11 protein-coding genes are annotated in these 12402 nt (G+C 42.9%); 6 read left to right on the top strand and 5 right to left on the bottom strand.

Annotation, left to right across the window (positions count from 1 at the left end):
* A partial coding sequence (locus HMPREF1521_RS08810) for an ABC transporter permease (protein ID WP_232203216.1) occupies positions 1–1041 on the bottom strand: 1041 nt, incomplete at its 3' end.
* 352 nt (positions 1042–1393) lie between these two features.
* Here HMPREF1521_RS08810 and HMPREF1521_RS08805 point away from each other — a divergent pair.
* The 5 genes from HMPREF1521_RS08805 to HMPREF1521_RS08785 all read left to right on the top strand — a co-directional run bounded on the left by HMPREF1521_RS08805 (position 1394) and on the right by HMPREF1521_RS08785 (position 6998).
* On the top strand, positions 1394–1903 hold the full coding sequence (locus HMPREF1521_RS08805) for a hypothetical protein (protein WP_038118292.1): 510 nt from the start codon (positions 1394–1396) through the stop codon (positions 1901–1903).
* Between the two features lie 134 nt (positions 1904–2037).
* A complete protein-coding gene (locus HMPREF1521_RS08800; protein ID WP_038118289.1) occupies positions 2038–3171 on the top strand; it encodes a PLP-dependent aspartate aminotransferase family protein in 1134 nt (377 codons plus the stop codon).
* Positions 3172–3182: 11 nt separating this feature from the next.
* On the top strand, positions 3183–4367 hold the full coding sequence (locus tag HMPREF1521_RS08795; RefSeq protein ID WP_038118287.1) for a MalY/PatB family protein: 1185 nt from the start codon (positions 3183–3185) through the stop codon (positions 4365–4367).
* A 26-nt stretch (positions 4368–4393) separates the two neighbouring features.
* A complete protein-coding gene (gene metA / locus HMPREF1521_RS08790) occupies positions 4394–5353 on the top strand; it encodes a homoserine O-succinyltransferase (protein WP_038118284.1) in 960 nt (319 codons plus the stop codon).
* Between the two features lie 373 nt (positions 5354–5726).
* The gene (locus HMPREF1521_RS08785) at positions 5727–6998 is read left to right on the top strand and encodes an O-acetylhomoserine aminocarboxypropyltransferase/cysteine synthase family protein (protein ID WP_038118282.1); all 1272 of its coding nucleotides are present in this window, start codon (positions 5727–5729) and stop codon (positions 6996–6998) included.
* A gap of 270 nt (positions 6999–7268) precedes the next feature.
* Here the strand turns inward: HMPREF1521_RS08785 and HMPREF1521_RS08780 are convergent, their stop codons facing one another.
* Positions 7269–7862, bottom strand: a complete 594-nt coding sequence (locus tag HMPREF1521_RS08780; protein ID WP_038118279.1) for a PepSY domain-containing protein — start codon at positions 7860–7862, stop codon at positions 7269–7271.
* A gap of 436 nt (positions 7863–8298) precedes the next feature.
* Between HMPREF1521_RS08780 and HMPREF1521_RS08775 the strand changes: the two genes are divergently transcribed.
* Positions 8299–8865, top strand: coding sequence for a biotin transporter BioY (locus HMPREF1521_RS08775; RefSeq protein ID WP_038118278.1), 567 nt, complete (start codon positions 8299–8301; stop codon positions 8863–8865).
* A 128-nt stretch (positions 8866–8993) separates the two neighbouring features.
* Here the strand turns inward: HMPREF1521_RS08775 and HMPREF1521_RS08770 are convergent, their stop codons facing one another.
* From HMPREF1521_RS08770 to HMPREF1521_RS08760, 3 genes are all read right to left on the bottom strand, one after another.
* The gene (locus HMPREF1521_RS08770; RefSeq protein ID WP_038118275.1) at positions 8994–9764 is read right to left on the bottom strand and encodes a TIGR03943 family protein; all 771 of its coding nucleotides are present in this window, start codon (positions 9762–9764) and stop codon (positions 8994–8996) included.
* An 86-nt stretch (positions 9765–9850) separates the two neighbouring features.
* Positions 9851–11473, bottom strand: a complete 1623-nt coding sequence (locus tag HMPREF1521_RS08765) for a permease (RefSeq protein WP_038118272.1) — start codon at positions 11471–11473, stop codon at positions 9851–9853.
* Complete coding sequence (locus tag HMPREF1521_RS08760; protein ID WP_038118269.1) at positions 11470–12339, bottom strand: GTP-binding protein; 870 nt, start codon at positions 12337–12339, stop codon at positions 11470–11472. Before HMPREF1521_RS08760 ends, HMPREF1521_RS08765 begins: the two co-directional genes overlap by 4 nt.
* Positions 12340–12402: the final 63 nt, after the last annotated feature.

The following is a 12402-nucleotide window of genomic DNA, read 5'->3' as shown; positions in this document are numbered from 1 at the left end:
ATCCTGGGTTGCGGTTGCGGTTGCGGTTGCGGTTGCGGTTGCGGTTGCGGTTGCGGTTGCGGTTGCGGTTGCGGTTGATGGGGGCGTCTCATAACTTTGTCGCGTATATTGCATCGATTTTGAGGTATTAGATTTTTCATCATCAGTGTGATAGGGCTCTGGAAATGTATCCGAATTTTCGTGTTCTAACAACTCTCGAATACGGGTATAGCATACGATAGCTTCAGGAATATCGATGATTACGAAAATAGCCATGAGCATACTCAATAAAATGAGGTTGGCGTATTCGATAACGGCCATGATATCACCTACCTGCAGGGAGCCCATGCTTACGTTGTAGCCTCCGAGCCATAGGATGGCTACGGTACTCATATTAAACAGGATCAATATGGTAGGTAAACCTATGGCAAAGGTTTGGCGCAATCGTTTGTTGAGTTGTGCTGTTTCTGTAAAAATACAGATTTCTTTATCGTTCTCATAGGTCCGTCTGTTGAAAGCTCGTATGACAGGCATGCCCACAATATGATCGCGTACCATGTCTGTAATATCATCTAATTTTATCTGTATCGCTTTGATGAGCGGTAAAGCCCGGCTTTCAATAAAGATAATGGTGAGTATCATGCAAGCCATAACGACGAGGATGACGAGGCCCAGTTGCCAGCTTTTATAGAATGTAAGACCGAGACCGACACAAATCATGAGAGGCATTGGGAGAATCATATTTAATCCTTCTCCCAGGACGGATTGAATCTTCTCTACGTCTCGGCTTGTTCGCATGAGTATGGTACCGGTGCCAAAATGTGTGAAGTCTCGTAGTGAAAAGTATTGTAAGGCTGTTACCAAATCATTGCGTATGTCCTTACCTATAGCGGCAGAAATATGAGCACTCATTGCTACGCTTAGAATTGCAGATAATACTGTTAAGAGCGCGACGATGAGCATATTCATGCTGGAGCTTGTAATCATTTCCAGGTCGCCGCGGAGTACGCCGTCATTGATGATAGATGCTGTTAATGTCGGTATATATAATGTGCCTGCCACATTGAGTAAAGATAATATCGATATTGTAATTATGGGGACCCGTAAGGGTTTTATATAATGGAAAAATGGTTTCATATAGAGCCTTTCGACATAATGCAGTTTAAAAGAGTACCTTTTATTATATTGCATAAAATTTAAATTAGCTAGAGATATATAATTACTCACAGTTTAGTATCTGTTAATAACTATTATGCTTTGAGATATGCGCTCTATCCTACGTAAGTCGCTGGATAGACATATGCCGGCTTATTTTTATCTAAAATGGTAAGACTTGACAAATCTAATAAAATCAATATATTGATAGTGTAATGGTAAGTATCCAAACTGTACTTTCTGTTGGAGGTGTTTTTTTATGTCCACAAAGTCTATAACCGGCACAGGTTTATTATTGGCCGTTGCTTTACTGGCGCAAAGCTTGCGTCTTATTTTCCCGTTTATTCCTAATACGGTGAGTATGTTCCTCATCGGAACGATTACGTCGGCTACATTTGTATTGGCGACATGGCGTTACGGTTGGAAAAACGGCCTCGTTATAGCCTGGATTGCACCGGTGGTGGCTTACTTGCAAGGTATGTTACCGTTTCCGCCGTTTATCCTGATCACGGGGCTTGGCACATCGGCCTATGTATTTGCCGTTTACCGGTTACAGCATAAACCCAAGATATTACTTGTCGTCGTAGGTGCCATTGTGAAAGCGGGGGTACTCTTTGGCGGATACTCGATGTTCTTTTCGTTATTCTCATTCCCTGAAAAGAGCGTTAACACCATGTTGTTCGTAGCTAGTTGGCCTCAGCTTGTCACAGCGTCATTGGGAATTATACTGGCTTTGATTGTTATGAAACGAGCTCGTCTTAGTTTCTAGTTATGACAACCCATTCAAAATAGATATGACTTTTAAGGGCGCTCATCACTGATGAACGCCCATTTTTGTTGACCTTACTCGCAGTCTACTTTTATAATTAACATATTGTATACGAATATGAGGAGTTGATTGGAATGAAGTTTAATACGAAATGCGTTCATGGCGGCGGCAAACCGGATAGTACGGGTGCGATTTCCCCTGCAATTTATATGTCCAGTACATTTTCCCATCCCGGATTAGGGGATACAACAGGATATCAATATACGCGTGAGTCGAATCCGACACGTGATCGATTGGAACAATTGATCGCCGGCCTTGAGGAAGGTACGGATGCATTGGCGTTTTCCTCGGGGATGGCGGCGGTGGACGCTGTATTCCATTTATTCTCTCCCGGAGACCACATCATATTAGGGGATGACCTGTATGGCGGCTCCATCCGCATGTTTACAAATATTTATGAACAGAACGGCATTGAATTTACCTATGTGGGGACGTCCGATCTTGATGCTGTGAAAGCAGCTTTCAAACCGAATACGAAGGCGGTATATATTGAAACGCCGACAAATCCGATGATGGAAATCACCGATATTCGCGCATTGTGTGCGATGGCACATGAACGAAATGCACTGGTTATCATCGACAATACATTTTTGAGTCCTTATTTCCAGAAGCCGTTGACCTTGGGTGCGGATATCGTGATTCATAGCGGCACAAAATTCATCGGCGGTCATCATGATGTTATTTCGGGATTTACGATTGTGAAAGATGATGAAATCGCGGCAAAGTTGCGGCTGATTTATAAAACGGTAGGCGCCTGCTTATCCGCTATGGACAGCTGGCTCGTTATTCGCGGTGTAAAAACATTGGCGCTTCGTATGGAACAGCATCAGAAAAATGCCATTGCTATTGCACAATGGCTTAAAAACGAACCGAAGGTGACCAAGGTATTGTTCCCGGGGCTTCCTGAACATCCGGGGTATGAAATCAATAAATCACAGACAACAGGTTTTGGCGGTATGTTGTCCTTCGAGGTAGATAGTGAAGAAACGGCGAAGACCGTCTTAGAAGGCATCGAGTTGATTCAATTTGCTGAAAGTCTCGGCGGGACGGAATCTCTGTTGACATATCCTGTAACGCAGACACATCCGGATTTAAAGCCGGAGGATGCGGAGCGTAAAGGCATTACACGTCGATTGTTGCGGTTGTCTGTGGGGATTGAAGATACGGATGATCTGATTGCTGATTTAGCGCAAGCTTTTAAAAAGTAAAAGGAGTTTAGATGGGACGATATAATTTTGATCAAATCTTGGATAGAACTCATACGAAGTCGTTAAAGTACGATTTCGCTGTGCAGCGGGGAAAACCGGCGGATATCCTACCGTTTTGGGTGGCGGATATGGACTTTGAGATTCCTTCAGAGTTGAAACAAATTTTGTTGGACCGTGTAAATCATGGCGTATTTGGATATACGGATACGGATGATTCATATTGGAATGTGTTGGAGCACTGGTTTACATCTCGTTTTAACTGGACTCCTCAAGCTAAATGGCTTGTGAAGACGCCGGGAATCGTGTTCGCCTTGGCAATGGCAGTTCGCGCTTTCACAAAGGAAGGGGACGGTGTCCTCATCAATCAACCGGTGTATTATCCTTTCAGTATGGTTATTGATGATAATGATCGACGGCTCATCAATGTACCTCTTATAAAAGGTGATGAAAAATATACCATCGATTTTGAGGGTATTGAGCGCGCTATCGTTGAGGAACATGTTACGTTATTCCTCTTGTGTAATCCTCACAATCCGGTGGGACGCGTATGGACTGAAGAGGAATTAAGATGTCTTGGCGATATCTGTATCAGATATAATGTGATTATTGTGAGTGATGAAATTCACGCTGATTTTGTGTGGAACGGTCATACACATCGCGTATTTGCCGGACTGGGTGAAGCGTATGCGGAGCATTGTATTGTATGTACGGCGCCGAGTAAAACCTTTAACATTGCAGGCTTGCAGGTGAGCAATATTTTTATTCCGAATGATTCGTTGCGCCGACGTTTTATCAAGGAAATCGATCGTGCCGGTTACAGTCAGTTAAATACGATGGGCATTGTTGCCTGTGAAGGAGCGTATAAGGTTGGGGCCCCTTGGCTTGATGAATTGAAGGAATATATTCAAGGGAATATTCAATTTACTATCGATTATTTTGAAAGCTATATGCCTAAGATTCACATGTATAGACCCGAAGGGACCTATCTCATGTGGTTCGATTGTTCTCAACTGCCACTTAGCCCTGCAGAACGGGACGAATGGATCGTGAATGATGCAAAACTGTGGTTTGATACAGGATCCATGTTCGGGGTTGACGGCGAGAACTTTGAGCGGATTAATGTAGCCTGTCCGAGAAAGACCTTGGAACAAGGCCTCGATGCATTGCGAAGAGCTTATGAGAAAAAAGGTTTTTAAATTGTATAAAGCCTAGGGGTGATATTATGCCTATTAAAGTGATAAAAAATTTGCCGGCTATTACGAAGTTAGCTCAGGAAAATATTTTCGTTATGGATACGGAGCGAGCGGAAAATCAACAGATTCGTCCTCTTCATATTCTGCTTGTCAATTTGATGCCTACTAAGGAAATTACGGAAACGCAGATCTTGCGTGCTCTCAGTAACAGCCCGTTGCAGGTAAATCTGACATTGCTACATACGGCATCGAGGAAATCTAAAAATACGGATGAAGAATATTTGGAAACATTTTATCGAACCTTTGATGAAGTGAAGGATGAGTTTTTTGACGGTATGATTATTACCGGCGCCCCTGTAGAACTGATGCCTTTTGAAGAGGTGGATTATTGGTCTGAACTCGTAGAAATTATGGACTGGGGTGAAGAACACGTTTATTCCACCTTTTATATTTGCTGGGGGGCACAGGCCGGTCTTTATCATCATTTCGGTATCAATAAATCCGTCATGGATGAAAAGCTGTTCGGTGTGTATGAGCATGATATTTATAATGATCAACCTGTATTAATGCGCGGATTTGATGAAAAATTCTGGATGCCTCATTCCCGTCATACGACGGTATCGTTGCAGCAGATTAAGGATAATCGTGAATTGGAATTATTGGCCGGATCTGAACCGACCGGTGCCGCTATAGTCCGTAGTCTTGATAATAAACATATTTTTGTGTTCGGTCATGCCGAGTATGATTGGGATACCCTTAATCGGGAATATGTGCGGGATATCAAAAAAGGTTTGAAAATTGATGTACCGGAAAATTATTTTCCCGATGATGATCCAAAACAGCGGCCTGTTGTGCGTTGGCGTTCGGTGAGCACATTGCTGTTTACGAATTGGCTCAATTACTATGTATATCAGGAAACACCGTATATTATTGAACAAATACAGAAAATGAAGTTTGAGCGCGATAAAAATTTAGGCGCCTATATTTAATCTTATAGAATGTTAGGAGTCCCTGAACGGGCTTCAAAGCCTCCAAGGCCATCCACCTCGCTACGCGAGGCCGCCAAGTCGTTTTGAAACCCGTTCAGGGGCTTTTTTATTTTAGGAATAAAATAGACGCCTACATATTATCGCTTGGGGCAGCGGCAAGTCGTTTTTGAGAAACCATTGGTTTTAATTTTGTGTCTTTTAACTATAGGGACCTAAAATTCTCAGAGGTATAAGAGGGTGTCAGGGAGTGCCCCATAGTTTTAAGTTATGGAGAAGGTGCTGTAAAAAATAGTAGACATAATTTTTAAAGCATAGTACTATACTGGGTATAAAAACAGATGAGATAGTTATCACATATAAAGGAGTTGTTACGATGAGCAAACAATACAGATTTGAAACTTTACAATTACATGCGGGTCATACGGTAGATCCTACAGGTTCTAGGGCGGTGCCGATTTATCAGACTACATCTTTCGTGTTTAAGGATGCGGAGGAAGCGGCAGGCCGATTTGCGTTAACAAATCCGGGCGCAATTTACAGTCGTCTCGGCAATCCTACGACGGATGTGCTGGATGCTCGCGTGGCACAACTCGAAGGTGGTGCAGGCGGTATTGCGGTAGCATCCGGTTCCGCAGCGGCTACTTATGCTATTCAAAACGTAGCGGGCACAGGTGATAATATTGTGGCTGCCTCCACATTGTACGGCGGTACATATAATCTGTTTACTGCAACATTACCTCGCTTCGGTATCACTACAAAGTTTGTTAATCCGGATAATTTAGATGAATTTGATGCGGCTATCGATGATAATACAAAGGCCGTATATATTGAAACAATCGGTAACCCCGGTATCAATTTGATTGACGTGCAGGCGGTAGCGGATATCGCTCACAAACACGGCGTAATCTTAATCGTAGATAATACATTTGCATCTCCATACTTGTTCCGTCCGCTTGAACACGGTGCAGACGTAGTTATTCATTCGGCGACTAAATACCTTGGCGGTCACGGTACGACCTTGGCGGGTATTATCGTAGAGTCCGGTAAATTTGATTATAAAGCATCCGGCCGCTATCCTGGCTTTGTGGAAGGGGATGAACATTATAACGGTTTAGTGTACGGTGATTTGCCGATTCCTTTCACCGTGAAAGTCCGCACTCAGTTATTGCGTGATACAGGCGCCTGCATTACCCCGTTGGCATCCTGGCAAATCCTACAAGGCATTGAAACATTATCCTTGCGCGTGGAACGTCATGTGGAAAACACTCGTAAAGTCGTAGAATTCTTGAGTAAACATCCTAAAGTATCCTGGATCAATTATCCTGAGTTAAAGGACAGTAAATATAAAGCCTTGGCGGATAAATACTTCCCTAAAGGAATCGGTGCTGTCTTTACATTCGGCGTAAAAGGCGGCAAGGAAGCGGGCATCAAATTTGTTGATGCATTGGATATTTTCTCCAACCTGGCAAATGTGGCGGATGCGAAATCCCTTGTTATTCATCCGGCATCTACTACACATGCTCAGCTTAACGAAGAGCAACAGAAATCTGCCGGTGTTACACCTGATATGATTCGTTTATCCGTAGGCCTTGAAAATATTGATGATATCATCGAAGATTTGGCACAAGCTTTGGATAAAGTATAATTGAATGTAATAAAAGAACCTTGGATCAATGATCCAAGGTTCTTTTTGAAAGGGAGTATAGTGTTATTTGACTTACGGTGTGTGGACATAAGTCAAATGTTTGTCTACATGTACGTAGACTTAGGAGAGCCTGTGGTGTGTGTCACAGGTTGTTAGTGTGTGTGAGAGTGTATCCAAAGGATACAGTGTGTATAGTATGTGTGTTATATATAGTGTTTGTCCAGGAGAGTGGTTAGGGTCTGAATTGCTCCCCTAGACTTTAAATTGGAATTAGTATTTAGTGTTTTTTACTTTTGCACTCAATACTTGGCCGGAAGTAGCATCGACTTTTACTTCAGCGTTTTTACCGCCGCCAGTAGTCATGTCGAATTCGTATACTACTCTGCCGCCTTCGCGTTCAACAGTCCATTCCATTGTTTGGAAATCGCTACCTACTTTTTCGATAGCTTTAGTTTCCGCTACTTCCGGAATGATAATGTTTTGAACGTTGAAGGTTTTGTTAGATTTGGAAGAGCCATATTTTTTAGCTTCTTTTGAAATGACTTGGCCGGACGCTTCATCAACCTTTAATTCAACTTCTCGGTTGCCGGAGAAGCCTTTTACTTCATAGTAAGGGTTGTGTTTTGCGTCATAGGAAATCGATTTCACTGTAGCATTAGGGAAATATTGGTGGAATGTCGTTACGGCACCCATGTAATCAACAGAGGAATTCTGCTGGTTGGAAGGAGTTACACTGCCGACACCGTCCCAATTGCTGCGGTTATTGTATGCGCCATGATTTGCGGCACTAACTGCACCGGCCAATAATACTGTACTAACACCTAATGCACATAATACCTTTGATAATTTCTTAACATTTTTCATAGTAATGCCTCCTGAATACCAAAAATCAAGGTAATATATTACGGTTTTGTAAAAGTAGATTTTGTTCAATCTACTGATACATAATTTAATGGCGTTGTATGAAAATAAGATGAAGAAATGGGAAATTTTGTATAAATATCTCCATATCTTTTAGTTATTACTGATACCTAATTTTCCTGATAATGATATATTGAATACTATATATAAATAATACATTATAGCAAGTCCCGTTATTAACGATTTTATAACTGAATATGACTATAGTCAACCGAAATCGATAGAAGTGTAGTTGACAATTAAAAATACAAGTGATTTAATACAAATAGTTAGTAGTTTGTTTAGCACATAGTCTTCATGATGTACATCGATGACAAGTGAAGATGTGCGCTGGATCGGTTGTATTTTTTTACACTGAAGTCGTTAATGGAGGTATATCATGAGTTCTACCGTTTCGAAACCATCTAAAATCAGTACACGTCAGCTGACCATGACAGCCTTATTTGTGGCGTTGATTGCAGTAGGGGCCTTTATACGGGTGCCGTTGCCGAATTGTCCTTTCACATTGCAGATTCTGTTTACTACCTTGGCCGGCATTGTCCTCGGTAGCCGTTTAGGTGCTATCAGCGTAGGAATTTATATTGCTTTAGGACTCATCGGGGTGCCTGTTTTTACATCCGGTGGTGGTCCCGGATATGTTTTGCAACCTACATTCGGATACCTGATAGGATTTATGATCGGTGCCTATGCTGTAGGCCGTATTGCAGAATCCATGCAGGTGTTATCCTTTAAACGGTTGTTGGTAGGGGCCATTATTAATCTATTTATTGTGTATGGTCTCGGTATGATTTATTTATACTTCATTATGAACTTCTATCTCGGCAAACCGATTGGTGTTGAAGCTGTTATCCTTACATGTTTCTTGATCCCGGTAGGCCCCGATTTATTCTTGTGTGCTGTGGCCGCATCCCTTGGAAAACGAATTGTGAAAGAATTGCAGTTCTGAGATAAAATTTAATTATGGCTTTTAGATAGAATCTGATCGCGATTATTCCGTTCATTAAAATAAACCGCCTCTAAGACTCTGCCTGGCCGATAATGTGCCGGCAGATTGCTTTAGAGGTGGTTTATTTTTTATGGATATACGTAACCTAGAATCGGTTCCGCTGCTTTCACTTTTTGAATTTCTATATACGGTTGTTGTCGTCCATGGAAGTCCCGCGTGGATACTTTACCTTCAATAGATACCCATTGATCGTTCTGGAAGCTGTCTCCATTTTCTTTATGGACTGTCATTCCCACCGGTGCTATATCGGCGATACAACAGGTCATCGCCATACGGGATAGGGTGAATTCATTATTTTTTAACGTATTGTCATCGCGGTTTACATAGCCGGTCATATATACGGTATAGTCTTTATACTGTTCGGCGTTAGAACCCATTTTGACAATCGTCTGATAGAAATTATCCGAGTTCAAAACGATTTCTTTTTTATCTTTTGAAATTCCCGGCTCTTTACTTTCATTATTAATCGTAATGACCTCACCTATATCGTCGCTGCTGAAATCAAAATTATTGGTGTCGTCATTGATGCGAGCGGAGCCTTGAACTTGTGCGGTAGGAACGAGAACAGGCGGCACGATGAGCAGCATCAGAGGAATGACGATAGGCACAACAGTACGCCAATTGTGTTTGTACCGGCGTTGAGGGGCCCATGCGACGGTGACGATACCCCCTAGGATAAGGGCGATTCCGCTGAGGGCGAGCAATAACTCATAGCGCGGAGCCACATAGTTTAAATAACGACCTGTCACGATGAGATAGATACAGGCAATACCCAGCGTGGCATAGAGCAGACCTTTCACGATGGAAAAGCGATCTCTGGTTGATAGTTCTGAAAACATATAATCATCTCCTTAATGATGCAGAACCGATACTATATAATAACTATTGATATAGAAAATTTATTGGTATTTTTTGATATAGAAGATTACTGAATTAACTTTAGAAATAACAGTGCTGTAAGACCGGTTGTAATGACGAGGGTCAATGCGAGACGCCATATGAACGCGGCCGGAACGTATTGTCGTAGCAGGTATACATTTTTTATATCCATCATAGGGCCTAAGATGAGAAAGCCCATGACGGCGCCCAGTGGAAAGAGTCCGCTTAAGGTCTTCCCGATGATGGCGTCCGATGTGGAGCATACGGAGAATAGAAATGCTGCCAATAATAGTACCGGAATAGTCGCTATATCCGGTAATGTGATGCCTGCACTGAGTAGAAGCGGTTTGCCGTAAACCTGAAAGACGGCTACGATAGCGGCAGCGATGGAAAAATATAACAATAATTGTGTAAATTCGCGCTCCATATGAAGTAATAGGATCTTGGGAGATACAGCTGATTGCCTGAATATTCTTTTGGTTAAAGAATGTTTTTTTATTGTAGTGCCGGTATTGTCGTTATGAACGGTTTCTTGAATACCTGATGGGGCGAAAGAAAGACTCAAGGCTTCGTATATGAAGTTCTGGCCGTTCTGTTTTGAACCCTTTAGCTCTGACAGTGCGGGCGGGCGGTATCGAAATGATAACGCCACGATGAGTGCTACGCCGAGGCCGAGCAAAATACGCCATACAGTTATCATCGGATTATCCGGAAATGCATACCATGTGGACAGTATGGTGATTGGATTGATGATAGGGCTGGCGAGCATGAATAAAATCGCTACCGATAGAGGTACGCCCCGGTCAATCAACGCCTTGAACAAAGGTATTATAGCGCAGTCGCAGACGGGTAAAACGAGTCCGCTCATCATGGCTGTGCCGTAGCTTTTCCATGAATGGCCGCCTAAAAGTTTTAATAATATGCGTTGAGGCACGAAAAAACGTATGCCTGTAGCTGCAATGGTCCCTAACAATAGAAACGGTATGGCTTCAATGATAAGTCCTGTTATTATGGCGAAACATTGATGAACCGAATAAGGTACATCGTGCCGGAAAACGGTGACTATCAGGATATAAGCGGTAAGGGCCATAATGAGCAGGTTCGGGATCAGGCCCCATGTGTTTTTTCTGCATAGCCGTTCCACATCTTTTGCTGTCGGCCTTATGATGATGTGGGCATCCGGATTATAAGAATGCAGCAGATCATCATGTTGATCCGACTCAGTAATGATAATGTCGGCGCTGTAAAGCTGGCTTTCAGCATTGGCACCTAAGGCGGGCAGCATCGTGGATATAAATGCGTCGCTACAAAGGTACAGTACTTTTTCTATGCGTACCTTGTCGCGTAATTCTTTACTGTATAACAGAGCTTCTAATTGGTGAAAGCCGAGCATGCCGTTCCATTCGATCCATAACTCTTTCGGTTGTACCTTGTCGAGGTAGGTTGCGATTGTTTTACTGATATCTATATAAGATTTCTGTTGGAACGGATTGATGACACTTAATCGGTCGGGCTCCAATACGAGCGGCTCTTTGATAAGTTTGGTGGATCCTTCCTCGGCAGAAATGAGGGCGGTACCGCCCAGCTTCTTACGATGCTGTAACTGTTCATTGATAAGCGTACTTTTACCGGATCCTATGAAGCCCATGACAATATAAACGGGGATCATGATTCGCACACTTCGTTGTGGACCATGGGTACATTAAAATCGGTACCGATAACGACGAGACCGTAATCGGTGGATTCTGTCGGGCTAAGCGTACAGTAATGAGTACCGTACTGGATTTCACGAGGCCCATCTGCCGTCGGTACAATGCCCTTGGCGCGCAATACCGTATCGGGCATTCCTTCCATGATGGTTTTCCACTGCAGCGTGGTGAGATTTCGTAAATTCCTGTATGTATGGCTCATAAAGTGATGATGATCATGCAGCGTTTCCTCATTGTGACCGTGGTGGAGCTGATTGATATAGTCCCGTAATGTCAATGTATCCCAAGGTTCTTCGTGAATCGGTGTGTGCGGTGCCAATTCGTCAATCATGTGTTTTGTTACGTTCGTTTGTCGACTGTCTGCGGTATGACTCAGGAATATGGCATCACTATGCGTGATTTGATCCTTGAAGAAGAGCCCGAAGTTTTTGATGAACATCGGTGCCTGCATGGCATCGACCGTAGTTATGGCTGCATGGACATATGCCTTTTCGGCGATATCCTCGTCTTCACAGGTCTGTAGAATTTCGCTGAGTTTGCTTACACCGGATGGTTCGATATATATGACATCGATAGATTCGTCTTTGATGATGTCGAGCAGGGCTTCCCGAAAGTTTCCCTGCAAGCTGCAACAGATGCAACCTGATGTGACTTCCTGTACGGTGGCGCCCGTTTGTGCCAGGTGGACCGCATCGAGGCTGGTTTCGCCGAAGTCGTTTTCTATAATAAGGACTTTATCAGTCGTTTTGTGTTCTTTTAGGATATGTTGTAAAAATGTTGTTTTCCCGGAGCCGAGAAAACCGGATATGATGACAATGGGAATCATATGCACCTCCTGAATAATGTAAACACAGTATACACCCATAGAATAACATATAAAATACTCCTA

It is taken from the genome of Veillonella sp. AS16 (assembly GCF_000517785.1).
In the GTDB taxonomy this organism is placed as follows: domain Bacteria; phylum Bacillota; class Negativicutes; order Veillonellales; family Veillonellaceae; genus Veillonella; species Veillonella denticariosi.
The sequence above is the reverse complement of the archived record's forward strand: the minus strand, read 5'-3'. Positions and strand labels throughout refer to the sequence as shown.